At 54.8% G+C, this 16,282-nt stretch carries 14 protein-coding genes; 8 read left to right on the forward strand and 6 right to left on the reverse strand.

The window, feature by feature from the left end; genetic code table 11:
* The first annotated feature begins 27 nt into the window (after positions 1-27).
* From LOS15_RS01665 to LOS15_RS01680, 4 genes are all read left to right on the forward strand, one after another.
* A complete protein-coding gene (locus tag LOS15_RS01665; RefSeq protein ID WP_263067669.1) occupies positions 28-708 on the forward strand; it encodes a TIGR00153 family protein in 681 nt (226 codons plus the stop codon).
* A gap of 9 nt (positions 709-717) precedes the next feature.
* The gene (locus LOS15_RS01670) at positions 718-1,983 is read left to right on the forward strand and encodes an inorganic phosphate transporter (protein WP_263067671.1); all 1,266 of its coding nucleotides are present in this window, start codon (positions 718-720) and stop codon (positions 1,981-1,983) included.
* A gap of 139 nt (positions 1,984-2,122) precedes the next feature.
* Positions 2,123-3,439, forward strand: a complete 1,317-nt coding sequence (gene argA, locus LOS15_RS01675; RefSeq protein WP_263067672.1) for an amino-acid N-acetyltransferase — start codon at positions 2,123-2,125, stop codon at positions 3,437-3,439.
* Positions 3,440-3,543: 104 nt separating this feature from the next.
* Positions 3,544-5,727 (forward strand): OsmC domain/YcaO domain-containing protein, encoded by a 2,184-nt coding sequence (locus LOS15_RS01680; protein WP_263067673.1) that lies wholly within the window; start codon positions 3,544-3,546, stop codon positions 5,725-5,727.
* A 74-nt stretch (positions 5,728-5,801) separates the two neighbouring features.
* On the opposite strand, the gene LOS15_RS01685 is transcribed toward LOS15_RS01680, so the two are convergent.
* The 6 genes from LOS15_RS01685 to LOS15_RS01710 all read right to left on the reverse strand — a co-directional run bounded on the left by LOS15_RS01685 (position 5,802) and on the right by LOS15_RS01710 (position 12,150).
* On the reverse strand, positions 5,802-6,671 hold the full coding sequence (locus tag LOS15_RS01685) for a DMT family transporter (RefSeq protein ID WP_263067675.1): 870 nt from the start codon (positions 6,669-6,671) through the stop codon (positions 5,802-5,804).
* 191 nt (positions 6,672-6,862) lie between these two features.
* The gene (locus tag LOS15_RS01690; protein WP_263067677.1) at positions 6,863-8,095 is read right to left on the reverse strand and encodes a DUF3422 domain-containing protein; all 1,233 of its coding nucleotides are present in this window, start codon (positions 8,093-8,095) and stop codon (positions 6,863-6,865) included.
* A 54-nt stretch (positions 8,096-8,149) separates the two neighbouring features.
* Positions 8,150-9,388: a nucleoside recognition domain-containing protein gene (locus tag LOS15_RS01695; protein ID WP_263067679.1), complete on the reverse strand. Its 1,239-nt coding sequence runs from the start codon at positions 9,386-9,388 to the stop codon at positions 8,150-8,152.
* Positions 9,389-9,472: 84 nt separating this feature from the next.
* On the reverse strand, positions 9,473-10,405 hold the full coding sequence (locus tag LOS15_RS01700; protein ID WP_263067680.1) for a lysine exporter LysO family protein: 933 nt from the start codon (positions 10,403-10,405) through the stop codon (positions 9,473-9,475).
* A complete protein-coding gene (locus LOS15_RS01705) occupies positions 10,406-11,002 on the reverse strand; it encodes a hypothetical protein (RefSeq protein ID WP_263069592.1) in 597 nt (198 codons plus the stop codon).
* Between the two features lie 212 nt (positions 11,003-11,214).
* Positions 11,215-12,150 carry a 2-hydroxyacid dehydrogenase gene (locus LOS15_RS01710; protein ID WP_263067681.1) on the reverse strand — a complete coding sequence of 312 codons (936 nt, stop codon included), beginning with the start codon at positions 12,148-12,150 and terminating at the stop codon, positions 11,215-11,217.
* A gap of 269 nt (positions 12,151-12,419) precedes the next feature.
* On the opposite strand from LOS15_RS01710, the gene doeA reads away from it, so the two are divergent.
* From doeA to LOS15_RS01730, 4 genes are all read left to right on the forward strand, one after another.
* Positions 12,420-13,619, forward strand: a complete 1,200-nt coding sequence (gene doeA / locus LOS15_RS01715) for an ectoine hydrolase DoeA (RefSeq protein WP_263067682.1) — start codon at positions 12,420-12,422, stop codon at positions 13,617-13,619.
* Positions 13,620-13,649: 30 nt separating this feature from the next.
* Entirely contained in the window at positions 13,650-14,681 is a 1,032-nt protein-coding gene (gene doeB, locus LOS15_RS01720) for a N(2)-acetyl-L-2,4-diaminobutanoate deacetylase DoeB (RefSeq protein WP_263067684.1), read from the forward strand.
* A gap of 8 nt (positions 14,682-14,689) precedes the next feature.
* Positions 14,690-15,166, forward strand: coding sequence for an Lrp/AsnC family transcriptional regulator (locus LOS15_RS01725; protein ID WP_263067686.1), 477 nt, complete (start codon positions 14,690-14,692; stop codon positions 15,164-15,166).
* Positions 15,167-15,345: 179 nt separating this feature from the next.
* Positions 15,346-16,209: a carbon-nitrogen hydrolase family protein gene (locus LOS15_RS01730; RefSeq protein ID WP_263067687.1), complete on the forward strand. Its 864-nt coding sequence runs from the start codon at positions 15,346-15,348 to the stop codon at positions 16,207-16,209.
* Positions 16,210-16,282: the final 73 nt, after the last annotated feature.

A 16,282-nucleotide genomic window follows, 5' to 3' on the forward strand; every position in this document is an offset into this window, starting at 1 on the left:
GCTCCCCGAAAACAGGCTAAAGGCTATATGGTTACCTCCAACCCTTTTTCCGCGATGTTTGGCCGCTCGCCATTCCAGCCGCTGCTGGCCCACATCGTCAAGGCCAATGAATGTGCCGATCAACTGTTGCCGTTCTTCGAGGCAACCCTTAGTGGTGATTGGGAAACCGCCACCACGTTACGCGAAAACGTGACCCGGTTAGAACACGACGCGGACACGCTGAAAACCGAGCTGCGGCTCAACTTACCCAATACGATGTTCTTACCCGTATCGCGCTCTGACCTGCTCGACTTGATCAGTGTACAGGACAAGATCGCTAATAAAGTACGCGACATTACCGGCATCATGCTGGGCCGTAAAATGCGCGTGCCCGACGAGCTGGCGGATCTCATGCGTGAATACATGATTACCAGCGTGGCTTGTGTCGCTCAAGCGCGCCAAGCGCTTGAAGAGCTGAAAGATCTGCTGGAATCGGGTTTTGGCCGCAATGTGTCGGAGGTAATGCAGAACATGATCCGCGAACTGCACACCCTGGAGCATCAGGCTGACGATCAACAAGTCGCTATCCGCCGCCGTCTGTTCGAGCTGGAAAGCCAGCTGCCACCGGTAGATGTGATCTTTCTCTACAAGATCATTGATTGGGTGGGCGAGCTATCCGATCGCGCCGAACGCGTGGGCAGCCGCCTACAGATTTTGACTGCTCGCTAAGGGAACCCCATGCTGATTATTGCCCAGCACGGTGACATTTTTATCATCTTAGCCTGTTTGTTTGGTTTCTTTATGGCGTGGGGCGTTGGCGCCAATGATGTGGCCAACGCCATGGGAACCTCGGTGGGGTCGAAAGCGATCACCATCAAGCAGGCCATCATTATTGCGGTTATTTTCGAATTTTTAGGCGCCTGGCTGGCCGGTGGTGAAGTCACCGCGACGATTCGGGGCGGTATGCTCGACCCGGCACTGTTAGAAGCAAACCCGCAGCTGTTGGTGTACGGCATGCTCTCCGCGCTGCTGGCCGCTGCGATTTGGCTGATGATTGCCTCTGCTCGCGGCTGGCCGGTATCGACCACCCATTCCATTGTGGGCGCTATTGTCGGCTTTGGTGCAGTGGGCCTGGGGATGGAAGCGGTCGCTTGGGGCAAGGTGGGGCAAATTGCCTCAAGCTGGGTTGTGTCGCCTTTACTGGCCGGTAGCATTGGCTTTGTGCTGTTTAAATCAGTGCATCATCTGATTTTCGAAAGCAACGACCCGTTTGCCGCTGCCAAGCGCTACGTGCCGGGCTACATCTTCCTGGTCGGCTTTATTGTCTCGATGGTCACCCTCACGAAAGGTCTTAGCCACGTTGGGTTAGATCTCTCTTTTGGTCAAAGCTTTCTGCTGTCGGTTCTGATCGGGGTCGCCATTATGGGGGTAGGCGTCGTGATGCAGCGGCGTATACAGTTTGAGCAAGACGCTAGCGACCACTTTGGTTACGCCAACGTTGAGCGGGTGTTTGGCGTGCTGATGATCTTTACCGCCTGTGCCATGGCGTTTGCCCACGGTTCTAACGATGTGGCCAACGCGGTTGGCCCGCTAGCAGCGGTGATTAGCGTCGTGCGCAGTGACGGTGTGATTGATAGTGCCGCGTTAGTGCCTTGGTGGGTGCTGGTGTTGGGCGGCGGCGGTATTGTCGTTGGCCTGGTGACGTACGGCCATAAAGTGATTGCAACCGTTGGCACGGGTATCACCGAATTGACCCCTAGCCGTGGCTTTGCGGCAACGCTGGCAGCGGCTACCACGGTGGTGTTGGCTTCTGGCACCGGTCTGCCGATCTCCACCACGCATACGCTCGTCGGTGCCATTCTTGGGGTAGGCCTAGCTCGCGGTATGGCAGCGCTGAACCTGCGGGTTATTGGCACCATTGTGATGTCGTGGCTGATTACCCTTCCGGCTGGCGCAGGCTTGGCCATTCTATTCTTCTTTATGTTCAAGGGCATGTTTGGCTAATCAGTTGCCTTTGTGTAGCGCCAATGAGCTGCTACTGCTTTCAGCGGCACCTTCTTTTCACAAGAAGGTGCCGCTGCTTTTTGTGCTCTGTTAAAGTAAACACGCTTACTTTCATTCACCTGCTGCCGGAGAGCGGCCCTTGGACACACGGTTCCCCTTTGTTGATTGGTTTCGTAACGCTTCCCCTTACATTAATGCGCACCGGGGGCGAACCTTTGTCATCTTAATTGAGGGCGAAGCGATGGCGTCTGGGCGAGGGGAGCAGTTGATTCAGGATTTGGCGCTACTACATACCTTAGGCGTGCGGCTGGTGGTGGTGTTCGGTATTCGACCGCAGGTGCATGAGGCGCTAATGGCGGCGGGCGTAGAGCCAACGCGAGTGGATGGCCGCTGGGTGGCTGACCGGGCCGTGATGGCCCAGGTGGAGCAGGTAGCTGCGCACCAGCGGCTGTGGTTGGAAGCGCGTCTCTCCCTAGGCCTGCCAAGCACCCCGCTGCATGGTGTAGAACTCAGCGTGATTTCCGGCAACCTAGTGACTGCCAAACCGCTGGGCGTGCGCGAAGGCGTCGATTTTGACCACAGCGGCGAAGTCCGCCGGGTGCGGGCAAGCGCCATTGAAGGGCTGCTTGAGAAAGGCTCGCTGGTGTTGCTGCCGCCGCTGGGCTTTTCCAGCACAGGGGAGGTGTTTGATTTAGATGCCTCAGAAGTGGCTCAGCACGCTGCGGTTGCGCTTAAAGCCGATAAGCTGATTTTACTGGGGGAGTCTGAAGGGCTAGAAGACGAGCAGGGCGCGTTGATGCGCCAGCTTTCCCCGTTTGAGGCCGAGCCGCGACTGCAAAACGCCGTGCCAGGCAGCGAGCTGGCGCGGCACTTAAGCGCCGCTTGCACCGCCGCTCGGGAAGGGGTGGCGCGCACGCACCTACTTTCCTGGCGCAATCACGATGCGCTGCTCGGTGAGCTGTTCACCCGCGACGGTGTGGGCACCATGATCACTCAGCACCGTTACGAGCAGCTTCGTCCTGCCACGCTTAACGATGTGGCCGGCCTGCTGGAGCTGTTAGAGCCACTTGAACGGCGCGGTATGCTGGTGGCCCGCTCCCGCGAGCGGCTAGAGCATGAAATTGATGACTACATGGTGATTGAGCGTGACGGCATGGTGATTGGCTGCGCGGCGCTGCACGTGTTTCCAGGTACCACCGTAGGCGAAATGGCCTGCGTAGCCGTTCACGGTAACTACCGAGGCGGTGAGCGGGGCGAGCGCTTGGTTGAGGCGCTAGAGCGTCGCGCGCGCCAGCGTGGTCTTGCGGAAATGTTTGTGCTGACTACCCATACCGCCCACTGGTTTGTGGAGCGCGGCTTTCGCACGGCGAACCTGGACGACCTGCCGCCGTTAAAACGCGAAACCTACAATCACGCCCGTAAATCAAAGGTGCTGGTGAAATCACTAAACGGGTAACGTGAACCAAGACGAAGCGGGTGAAAAACTGGATAATGGCCGCCATTCGCCTATCGGCATAGGTGTTATCGCCCAGGCACACTCATTACTCCGGATGCCCGCTCATGGAAATCAAAGTTAACTATCTCGATAACCTTCGCCTAGAGGCGAAGTTCGACGACTTCACGGTGATCTCTGATCAGCCGATTCGCTACAAAGGCGACGGCTCCGCTCCCGGCCCGTTTGACTACTTCTTGGCGTCGTCGGCCATGTGCGCGGCTTACTTCGTTAAAGTGTATTGCAACGCGCGCAATATCCCCACTGAGAACATTCGTCTTTCTCAGAACAACATTGTCGACCCAGAAAACCGCTACAAGCAGATTTTCAAAATCCAGGTCGAGCTGCCGGAAGATATCTCCGCGAAAGACCGCGAAGGCATCCTGCGCTCCATCGACCGCTGCACGGTGAAGAAGGTGGTGCAGGAAGGACCCGATTTTCAGATTGAAGTAGTCGAAAATATCGACGAAGACGCCCAGGCACTGTTAATGGGCGCGCCAGAAGGCAGTACGACCTACATCCCAGGCAAAGACCTGCCGCTGGAACAGACAATTGCCAATATGAGCGCGATGCTGGCGGATCTCGGCATGAAAATCGAGATCGCCTCTTGGCGTAATATCGTGCCCCACGTCTGGTCGCTGCATATTCGTGATGCGGCATCGCCGATGTGTTTTACCAACGGCAAAGGCGCCACCAAAGAGAGCGCACTCTGCTCGGCGCTGGGCGAGTTTATCGAACGTCTGAGCTGCAACTTCTTCTATAACGATCAGTTCTTCGGAGAAGAGATTGCGAACAGTGAGTTTGTTCACTACCCCAATGAGAAGTGGTTTAAGCCAGGGCCCAATGACGAGCTGCCCACCGAGATTCTCGACGAGCACTGTTTAGCTATCTATAACCCGGAAGGTGAGCTGTGTGGCTCGCACCTGATAGATACTAATTCAGGCCGTGAGGATCGGGGTATTGTGTCGCTGCCGTTTGTGCGCCAAAGCGATGGCGAGACGGTCTATTTCCCTTCGAATCTCATTGAAAACCTGTTTCTCAGTAACGGCATGAGCGCGGGCAATACGCTGGTAGAAGCCCAGGTGCAGTGCCTCTCGGAAATTTTTGAGCGGGCGGTAAAGCGTGAGATTCTTGAGCAGGAGCTTACTCTGCCCGACGTCCCGCAAGAGGTGCTGGCCAAGTACCCGGACATCTTGGAGGGCATTAACGCCCTGGAGGCTCAAGGGTTCCCGGTGCTGGTGAAAGATGCTTCCATGGGCGGTCAGTTTCCGGTGATGTGTGTGACCCTGATGAACCCGCGCACCGGCGGTGTGTTTGCCTCCTTTGGTGCCCACCCAAGCTTTGAAGTGGCGCTGGAGCGCAGCCTGACCGAGTTGCTGCAAGGCCGCAGTTTCGAAGGCTTTAACGAATTGCCGTTGCCAACCTTTAACTCACAGACCGTCGCCGAACCCAACAACTTCGTTGAGCACTTTATTGACTCGTTTGGCGTGGTGTCGTGGCGCTTCTTTAGCGCCAAGCCTGATTTTGAGTTTAGCGAGTGGGACTTCTCTGGCAGCAACGAAGAGGAAGCCGCAACGCTGTTTGGTATTTTTGAGGAGCTGGGCGCAGAAGTGTACATGGCGGTACATGAAGACCTGGGCGCGCCGGTGTGCCGCATCCTGGTGCCGGGCTACTCTGAGGTCTACCCGATTGAAGATCTGATTTGGGATAACACCAACAAGGCGCTGGATTACCGCGATGATATTCTCAACCTGCACCGTCTAAATGACGATCAGCTCACCGATTTAGTTGAACGGCTAGAAGAGAGCCAGATGGATGACCATGCCGATATCATCACACTGATTGGTATCGAGTTTGATGAGAACACCGTGTGGGGCCAACTGACGATTCTGGAATTGAAGCTGCTGGTGTATCTGGCGCTACAGCGTCACGAAGAAGCGTTGGACTGTGTGCAGATGTTCCTGCAGTACAACGATAACACCGTGGAGCGTGGCCTGTTCTATCAGGCGGTGAATGCGGTGCTGGAAATTGTGCTGGATGACGAGCTGGAACTGGATGACTACCTGCCCAATTTCCAGCGTATGTTTGGTGAGGCCACCATGGCGGCGGTGGTGGGCTCAGTCAGTGGCGAGGTTCGCTTCCATGGCCTAACGCCAACGAATATGCAGTTAGAAGGCCTAGAGCGCCACCAGCGCCTGATCGAAAGCTATAAAAAGCTTCATGCGGCTCGGGCGGCAAAGGCGAATAGCTAACCCGTTGGCTTTATCGTGATCAGCGCCATCTAGCGATCAACGGTGCGTCGCCTTACAAGGCGCGCACCGTTTTGCTATTTGCTTGAAGAGACGCTGAGTTTTGTTACGGTCGCGAGTATTAACGCCATGCCAACCATTTGAACAACGCCCAGCTGTTCGCTCAGTATAACAACGCCAAACAGCGTTGCCGTAACGGGCTCAACCATAGCAATCATAGAGGCGAGGGCCGCCGACGTATGGTGGATGCCTACGATATACAGTAGGAAAGAAAGCCCAGCGCCTAAAATGCCCAGCGCCAAAAACAGCGGTAAATCGGGCGTGCCTAACACGCTGATCGCTTGGTTGATATCAGTGGGCAGTATGAGAGCGATCGCCAGGATGGCAAAGGCAATAGAAAGTATCGCCTGAGGGCTACCATGGGGTGCGGCATATTTAAAACCAAAAATGAAAGCGGCATAGGAGAGACCCGCCAGTAGCCCAGCGCCTACCCCAAACAGTGACAGCTCGCTTGCGCCAATCTCATATAGCTTGGTCAGCATTACGATGCCTAGCATTACTAGAGCGATCGCCGTCCATTTTGCAACCGTCGACTTTTCGAGCTTCAGCATAAAGGAGATTAGGTAAACAAATATCGGCGCGCAGTACATCAAGGTAGCGGCTACCGCCACATTACCGTAGTCAATACTGATAAAGTAGAACGTGAAATTACCCGCCACGCCAAGGCCAGCGATAACTGACCAAAACCAAAGTTTTTTGTTTCTTAGGCCGCTGTGCTTTCGCTGAAGCAGTAGCCAGAGTAGGGCAAAGAGAAGCCCGACGGCCCCGCGGTAAAATGACACGACGGATGCATCCCACCCATCGTCTAAAAGAATGCCCGCTATTCCCCCTGATACCCCCCAGAAAAAAGCGGCAAGCACAATCAATATGCTGCCTTTACTTAGCATAACCTCTCCCATCATCCATGATGTCGCCTACTACAATGGCGTAGGTGTGGTCGACCAATGAATAAAACAAAAGCCCTAAAACAAGTATGGCAGCCATATAGGCTGCCAAGATATAACTTAGTTTAAAGATACACATAACCTGCTTGTCGATGAAACCGTGGGCCAGGCCTGTGTCTCACCTTACTAGGTGGCTAGTGCTTTTTTACCTTCCAAATGCGCCAGGTGAGTGTCGCGATAGTAAGCGCACCCAGTGGGGCTAGCACGGCTGCGGCAACGTTAGGTTCGATATCGATGCCTAGCGCACGTAAGCTTTCCAGGCCTAACTTCATCAGGCTGAAAATGTAGTAGCTGATCACAATGATCGAAAGCCCTTCGACCGCTTTTTGTATTTTAAGCTGGCTACTGGCGCGCGCATCTAAGCTCTGCAAAATTTTATAGTTTTGCCCCTCGATTTCTACTTGAGAGCGTGTGCGTAGCAGATCATTCAAGCGCGTAGCACTGGTAGCGAGGGTTTCAACGCGACGGTTCATGGCATCGCAGTAGCGTATCGCAGGCTCGAAGCGGCGCAAGATAAACATGCCAAGCTGAGGATAGTGGCCGACCCGCTCTTCGCGCAGTTCACTGATGCGAGTAAACACGATACTGGAATACGCTTCGGTTGCGCTAAACCGCTGACGGGTTTGGACACCGCAGCGTTCAAGCTTTGCTGAAAGTAGCGTCAGGGCGCTTAGTAATGGTTCCGCCGGGGACGTGTGCTGCTCGGCGTGTTGGTTAGAGAGGGTCGACAGTTCGGCTTCGTAGTATTGCAGTTCACTGCTCAGTGCTTTTGCTTCAGGCAGCGCCAGCATGGCCATCATGCGGTAGGTTTCAATATCGAATAGGCGTCTTGCCATTCTGCCAAGCCGGTAGTTGTCCAAGCGGTCGTTGACCAGTAAAAAGCGGTTGATATGCCGTTCATCGAGATTGAAGTCGCTCCACACCGTGGCATCACCGCCTCCTACGCGCGAGCCGGCGGGCTTATCCAGTCCGTAGGCTTCAACGCTGCCAGCCCAGCGGTTGGCTGTTTCCACGCGTAGTGTGCTGGCGCTAATCATTTTGTCCGCATAGTCTGCCAAGACGCTGAGTAAAAACTCGGGCGGCGTTGGCCAGATTTGCGGGTCTTCACTGTTGGCTTGCTTAATGGTCAGGGTAAAAAACTCGGTGTGCCGTTCCCATTTCACCGAGCATGCTTGGTAGCTGACAATCTGCTGCACTTGTTCAGGGGTGAACGTTGCGCCCGTTGCGTCGGCAAGACGAGCGAGCAGCGCGTCAACATCATCGCCTTCAATAACAAAAGCGAAGTGATGCAGGCAGGCCGGGCCTTCAAAATAGATAGGGGGTCTTGCATGGAGCTCGTTATGGAGCGCCGCATGTTGATGATGCATAGGTACTTATCCAATATATTGTTATAGAAACACTATGTGTGGCTGAGTGGGTGGCTAGACGGCCTGGCCGAAAAACCAATAGCAGACGGCAATCGCCGTTAAAATACCTGCTGCATCGGCTACCAGGGCGCAGCCTAAGCCGTGACGAATACGGCGAATACCCACTGCGCCAAAGTAGACGGCAATAACGTAAAACGTGGTTTCAGTGCTGCCCTGTAGGGTGGCGGCCAACAGCCCTGGGAAGCTATCAACGCCGAACGTATCCATGGTTTCAATCATCATGGCGCGGGCACCGCTGCCGGAAAGCGGTTTTACAAAGGCCGTAGGTAGCGCATCTACAAAGCGGGTATCCCAGCCAATCCCTTCTACCAGCCAGCGTACGCCGCTTAAGCCTGCATCAAGTACGCCGCTGGCGCGCAGTACCCCCACAGCGACCAGCATGGCAATGAGATAGGGCAGCAGGGTGATGGTAAAACTGACGCCCTCTTTCGCGCCTTCAATAAATGCGTCATATACCTTCACACCCCGCAGCGCGCCCACCACTAAGAACATCATCACAATGCTAAAAAGCGTAAGATTACCCACGAGCGTTGACGCTGCCGCCAGCGCCTGTGCTGACATGCCCGCCAGCGTTGTCATTAAAAGCCCTAAGGCCAGCGCGGCGGCAAGTAAATAGGCCATTACGACAGGCTGCCAGAGCTTTAAGCGCTGCATTAACGCTACCGCAAGCAGCCCCGCCAAACTAGAGGCGCTGGTGGCGAGTAGTATCGGTAAGAAGACGAGCGTTGGCTCAGCAGCGCCTTGCTGTGCGCGGTACATAAAAATCGTCACTGGCAGCAGCGTGAGCGAGGACGTGTTCAGCACTAAAAAAAGAATTTGTGCGTTGCTGGCGGTTTCTTGACGGGGGTTGAGGCTCTGCAGCGAGTGCATCGCTTTAATACCAATCGGCGTGGCGGCGTTATCTAACCCAAGAATGTTAGCTGCAAAATTCATACTGATAAGCCCCATGGCTGGATGACCACGGGGAACCTCAGGCATTAAGCGGCAGAACAGCGGGTCCAGCACGCGCCCTAATAGCCGTATCAGTCCTGCTTTTTCAGCAATCGAAAGAAACCCCAGCCACAGCGTCATGGTGCCCAGCAGTACTAAAATGATATCGACACTCACCCGCGCCATATCGAACAGCGACTGCACTAAGCGCGCAAAGACCTCGCTGTCGCCCCCCACCAGCCACTGCCAGAGCGATGCGGCAAAGGCGGCAATAAAAAAACTTAACCAAATTCCGTTGAGCATTGGGTGCGTGCATCCTGGGCATTGAAGCGATGGCGATATAAACCGTCAGAGCTGCTTATCCTAACCAATACGCGCTTACGATGACTAACCGGAAAGCGAGAGAAAGAACAGAATCAGCGGCGGGGAGAGCAGCGAGAGGATAAAGCCGCTGACCACGGCCACAGGCACACAGGCCACGCCGCCATGTTGTTGGATGACGGGCAGGGTGAAATCCATGGAGGTGGCCCCGCCGTAGCCAATCGCCAGGGCGGTGTGGCGGTGAATAACGAGCGGAATCAGGATAAACGCCAGCAGTTCACGGGTAAGGTCATTAAAAAATGCCACGCCACCCATCAGTGGTCCCAACTGGTCGCCAATCAAAATAGCGGAAAGTGAGTACCATCCAAAACCCGACGCCATGGCAAGGCCTTCATTCCAACTCAATGAAAGCAGCGGGGCGGCTACCAGCCCCGCTAACAGAGAGCTAGCCGCAAGGGTTAAGGCAATGGCCAACCCCAGGCGGTTGAGCAAAATTTGTTTTAACGGCATGCCCGAGTTGCGCAGCTGGCAGCCAATCAGCACCAGTAAAAGATACAGTACCCACTCTGCAAGCTGCTCTGCTGTGGCAAATAGGGGAGCGCCTATCCAGGAGCCAAATAGCAAGCCCAGCACCACCCCGGCGGTGACCACCGCGACTAACAGTAGCGACCCTGTCATAGCAGCTAACTTGCTGGTAGGCGCCCCTTTTACCACGGGTGAGGACCCCGCCTTTAGCGCTAAGCGTCGTGAGAGCCACCATAGCGCCACTAAGTTGCAGGCCGTGGTAATGCTAAACAACAGCAGCGCATTGCCGCCCAGCCGTGACAGCTGGCTGGCGAGGTTCTCAAGCCCGGCAAGGCTAACCCCCATCAACAGCAAAATGGCATAAACCGATCCGCTAACGGCTCGGTTTATCAGGTCTAGTAAGTAGGGTGAGCGAATGCGTACTAAGTAGCCTAGTACCAGGGGCAGTAAAACGATCAGTAATCCTGAGAGCATTTAGGGCGTTTCTACCTCGGCAGGTTTAAATTGCGTCATCGTCAGCTGTGTTTGCCGCCGGCCCTCTTTCTCATAGCGTGCCGAAAGCACTAGCCCTGGCCATTCAGGGTGGAAGTGAATCTGTAAATGGCGGTTTGGCTTTTCCACATCGAACAGGGTAACGCTGCGCGCTTCAAATTCACCTGCCGGAACGCTAACCGTGCCAAGCTCGTGCGCATAATACTGAAAATGCTCGTCGCGTCCGCGGTGGTCGACGAATTCGATATCGCAAGGAGCGTCTACGGTGCAGCTCTCGTGACCTGCTCGGCGGGAGAGGTCGAACAGCGCCGCCTGACGGTCAAGGGAGATAATGTCATCTTCAGAGAGTTGATAACTATCGCCTACGCCAAACAGCGAGTAGCTGCTGTTATAAAGCAGTGAGCGGGTTTCATCGTCACTTAGCGCAAAGCGGCTGCGCTCTTGGCCGCGCGCCACAGCGACAGAAAAACGCATATCACTCAGCCAGTGAAGCCCTTCATTGTTGAGCGTGTGAGTAATGGTCGCACTCGGCCAGCCGCGAATTTCAAGCTGGTACTGAGCCTCAAAGGGCTGCGGCATGGGCAGCAGTTGAGCCGTGGCATTAGGCGTAGCATCGGCGGCGCAAGTGCCGTAAATAACCAAGCTACCTATAGCCAGAGCGGACGCACGGTATATCTTGCTTTTAGTTGAACGCTGAGAAACGTTACGCAAAAGCTCATCCTCCGTTGATGGTGTTGTCCTAAGAGACTTGTACCAGCGCTTGGTTCCTGGGTGCGAGTATAGCGAGTGCGTCAGTATCCTGCGTCTGGATTAACCGTCTCGAGCGTTTCACCGGCTTCAAAGGCGCGAAGATACGAGATTACCTGGTCAATCGCATCGTTAAGCGGTGTGGGGCCGGCCATATGGGGCGTGATAGTAACACGTGGGTGCTGCCACAGTGGATGGCTGGCAGGCAGTGGTTCTTCGCAGAAAACGTCCAGCAGCGCACCGCGAAGATGCCCTGGCTGGCCATCTTGGCCAAGAGCCTCTAGTAACGCCTGCTCGTCGATAAGGCTGCCCCGGCCTGGATTAATGACACTGGCGCCTTGGGGGAGTGCTGCCAGGCGTTTAGCATCAAGAATTTGCTGAGTCTCTGCGGTATCAGGCAGCAGCGCTACGACGCACTGTACCTGACTTAACAGCTCATTGAGCCCGCTTTCACCATGCAGGCAGCGCACACCGCTAATCTCTTTAGGCGAGCGGCTCCAGCCCAGGGCGGGAAAGCCTGCCTGTGAAAGACGTGTTGCTACCAAGCGACCAATCGCCCCAAGACCCAGTACCCCCACGGGCCATTGAGATTTTTCAGGTACTGGGTGCGGTTGCCACTGGGCGTCACGCTGGTGTTGGGCGTAGCGGTCCATGCTGCGGTAAAAATGAAGTACACCATAAAGGGTGTAATCCGCGATCAGCTCGCCCATCCCCGCATCGCGTAGTTTCATAATCGGCACATTACTGGGTAGTCCAGGCGTATTCAGCAGATAATCGACGCCAGCGCCTAAGTTAATAATGCCTTTCAACTGGGTTTGTTCCTGCAATAAGTGCGCCGGCGCTTTCCAAACCGCTAAATAATCAGCATGGGCGCGCTCTTCAGCTGGCGCCTCGCTCGTTAGCACCGTTGCGTGGGGGAGCGCTTTTTTAATCGCTGCCTGCCACTGGTCTGCGTCATCAATATGCACCACTATTTTCATACCGTTTCCTCTGCTTAGCGTCGTGTTTTGTCAGCCTAGCATGTTGCGTACTAAAGGGAGCCCCACGCTGTTAGCACGTATATCATCGTCCAGTATGCACTTTTTGTAATAAAGGCTTTGACCGGCAACCAAGGGTGAGTGCTAGTATCGGCTTAAGACGACATTGGCGGGCCTACTGCGGCGGTGGCCAGGTCGATCCTGTGGCCCAGCGCAGCGCCTATTATGGGTGGTGTGATGGTTCTTAGTGATCTTTGATGGCGAGTTGCCCGATGACTGAGGTTTCCCTGCCTTTTACGCGCGAAGAGTATGCTACTCGCCTGTGGAAGGTGCGTGCAGAGATGGCTGGCCGTGGCATTGATGTGCTGATCGTCAGCGACCCCTCCAATATGGCGTGGCTAACCGGCTATGACGGCTGGTCCTTTTACGTTCACCAGTGCGTGCTGGTGGGTCTTGAAGGCGAGCCGGTATGGTTTGGACGCCGGATGGATGCTAACGGCGCGCTGCGCACCTGTTGGATTCATCCCGATAACATTACCTATTACCCGGATTACTATGTTCAGAACCCGGATATGCACCCCATGGAGTATCTGGCGCAGTCCATAATGCCTGACCGTGGCTGGCATACCGGCGTGGTGGGTATGGAGATGGACAACTACTACTTCTCCGCCAAGGCGTATCAAAGCCTGTTGCGTGAGCTTCCCCACGCGCGCTTTATGGATGCTAATGCCCTGGTGAACTGGTGTCGGGCGATTAAGTCGCCACAGGAAGTTGCCTACATGCGGGTGGCGGCCAAAATTGTGGAAGGCATGCATACGCGCATTTTAGAAGTGATTGAACCCGGCCTGCCTAAAAGCAAACTGGTGTCGGAAATTTACCGTGTTGGCATCGAAGGTTTTATCGACGAGAACGGCAAAGTGTTTGGCGGTGATTACCCCGCGATTGTGCCCATGCTGCCTACGGGCAAAGACGCCGCTGCGCCACACCTGACCTGGGACGACACGCCCTTTCGCAAAGGCGAAGGCACGTTTTTCGAAATTGCCGGGGTGTTTAAGCGTTACCACGCACCGATGTCGCGCACGGTGTTTTTAGGCACGCCACCCGCAGACTTTATTCGCGCGGAATCCGCCCTCCTAGAAGGTATTGAAAATGGCTTAGCCGTCGCCAAGCCTGGCAACCGCACGGCAGATATCGCCATGGCGCTAGGCGCGGCGATGGATAAATACGGCTTTGATCGGGGCGGCGCTCGCTGTGGTTATCCTATTGGTATCTCGTACCCGCCCGACTGGGGTGAGCGCACGATGAGCCTGCGCCCCTCCGATGAAACCATCCTAAAGCCCGGCATGACCTTTCACTTTATGCCCGGCCTATGGGAAGACGACTGGGGCCTGGAAATTACCGAAAGCATACTGATTACCGACACCGGCTGCGAAACCCTGGCCAATTTCCCCCGCCAGCTATTTGTTAAGTAGCGGTTTGTAAAAGATAAAAAGGAAAACGTAATGACCGATCAACTAAGTCAAAAACGGCCCAGCCCGATTTCCGCCACCGTTGATTTTGATGCCGATGGGGTGCAGCACGGTTTTTTGAAGCTACCGATCTCTACCGATGAGTCCGCGTGGGGAGCGGTGATGATCCCCGTAACGGTCGTAAAAAATGGTAACGGCCCGACGGCACTGTTAACCGGTGGTAACCACGGTGACGAGTACGAGGGTATTACCTCGCTGCTCAAGCTCTCTTCGACGCTGAAGGCGGAAGAAGTGACCGGACGTGTCATTATCGTGCCCTGCATGAATACGCCGGCGGTTATGGCGGGCAAGCGCACCTCGCCGATGGATAAAGGCAATTTGAACCGCAGCTTCCCTGGCGATCCCAACGGCACGGTGACCTCGCAAATTGCTGACTACTTTACCCGCGTGCTGGTGCCCATGAGCGATGTGGTGCTCGACCTCCACTCTGGCGGCCGAACGCTGGATATCCTGCCGTTTGGTGCGTCTCACGTATTGGATGACAAACGCCAGCAGCAGGCAGCCCTGGAAGGTGCCAAAGCGTTTGGTGCGCCATACGCCATGGTGATGTTTGAGCTGGACGCTGAAAAACTTTTTGACACTGCCTGTGAGCGCCAGGGCAAGGTATTTGTAGCCACCGAGCTAGGCGGTGGCGGTACCTCCACGCCGCAAAGCATTGCCATTGCCGAGCGCGGTGTGCGCAACTTCTTAATTCATTATGGATTGGTAGCGGGTGAGGTGGAAATGCCCGAAGGCGGTCAAATGTATCTCGATATGCCGGATGCCAGCTGCTACGTGCAGAGCCAGCATTCCGGCGTACTTGAGCTGCTTGTCGCACTGGGTGATGAAGTGACAAAAGGCCAAACCATTGCCTATGTGTACGACATGACCCGCAGCGGCACCGCTCCGGTGGCTTATAAAGCAGAACGTAACGGTGTTTTAATGGCCCGCCGCGCGCCCTCGCTTATCAACATGGGGGATACCCTTGCGGTGATCGCCGATGTTGTTGAACGCCTGGAGGCTTAGCCCTCGGCATGATGAAACTGGACCGTTATGATTTAAAGATCCTCGATATCCTCTCCCGGGATGGGCGAATCACCAAATCGAAGCTGGCGGAAGCCATTAACCTTTCGGTAAGCCCTTGCTGGGAGCGGGTGAAGCGGCTGGAAAAAGCGGGTGTGATTGAAGGATATACCGCCCGCATCAACGCCGATGTGTTGGTGCCGCGTAACTCCGTATGGGTGCAAATCGAGCTTAAGCAGCACAATGCTGAAAGTTTTTCCCGCTTTGAAGCGTTAGTCATGCAAACGCCAGATGCCACAGAGTGCGTAGCGGTAGGTGGCGGTGTGGACTATCTGGTGAAGTTTGAAGTGTTTTCCATCGACAGTTACCAACGTTTGATCGATAGTTGGTTGGTCTCCGATGCGGGAATAGAACGTTATTTCACTTATATCGTAACTAAGTCGGTAAAACGAACCGAGCCAGGTATTGGGTCAAACGATTTTTTGTAATATTGCCTGCACAAATCGAATCTAACAATTTATCCAGGTGCTTGATCAACGCCATTTCAGCGTTCCGTTGGCTTAACATGAAAGTTGAGGCCATTCACCACCCGCTTAGCGAAAGACATTCATGAAATGTTAGTGTGCTAAGCGGAAACAGTCAGATCGCCTGACGCAGAGAGAAGCTAATGTCATATTTCACCATTGCCGGTGTTCAAATGCATGCCCTGCACCATGGCGACAATACCGAGGCTATGCGCCATCGGATCGATGCGCTAATGAACCGTTTTCCTCAAGTTCAAATGGTGCTGTTCAGCGAATTAATGCCGATGGGAGCTTCACCGCTCCATGCTCAAACGTTGCCCAGCGATACTGAAGCATTTTTTTGCCAACTGGCCGCGCAACATCGTATCTGGTTAATTCCAGGCTCCATGTTCGAGCAAGTAGGCGAACATACCTACAATACCCTGGTAGTCATTAACCCCTTGGGCCAGGTTGTAACGCGGTATCGCAAAATGTTCCCGTTCCGACCTTACGAAGCAGGCGTAGAAGGCGGCAGTGAATTTGTGGTCTTCGATGTACCAACGATAGGTCGCTTTGGCGTTTCTATTTGTTATGACATGTGGTTTCCCGAAACGACGCGTACTTTGGCTTCAATGGGGGCTGAAGTTATTCTTCACCCCACTATGACGGATACCATTGACCGAGATATTGAGCTGTCAATTGCCCGCACCAATGCGGCGATCAACCAGTGCTACTTCTTCGATATCAATGGCGCTGGCGCGTTAGGAAATGGCCGCTCTATCGTCGTTGGTCCCTCTGGCGACGTGATCCATCAAGCGGGGATAGGGGAAGAGGTCATGCCCATCGAAATTGACCTCAACCGCGTCCGCCGCGAGCGCGAAACAGGGTTGCGCGGTTTGGGCCAGCCACTGAAAAGTTTCCGTGACCGTGAAGTCGATTTCTCGCTATACCGTAGCGAAAATAAATCCTCTCCTTTCCTTGATACCTTAGGACCACTTGCTAAACCCGTACGAACTGACCTGACCTAGACATTTTTTAGGAGTCTATTTGGCTTGCCCTATCACCACAAGAAGAACGGACTTCGCGCCAAGTTGGATGATC

The organism is Halomonas sp. 7T (assembly GCF_025643255.1).
Lineage (GTDB): Bacteria > Pseudomonadota > Gammaproteobacteria > Pseudomonadales > Halomonadaceae > Vreelandella.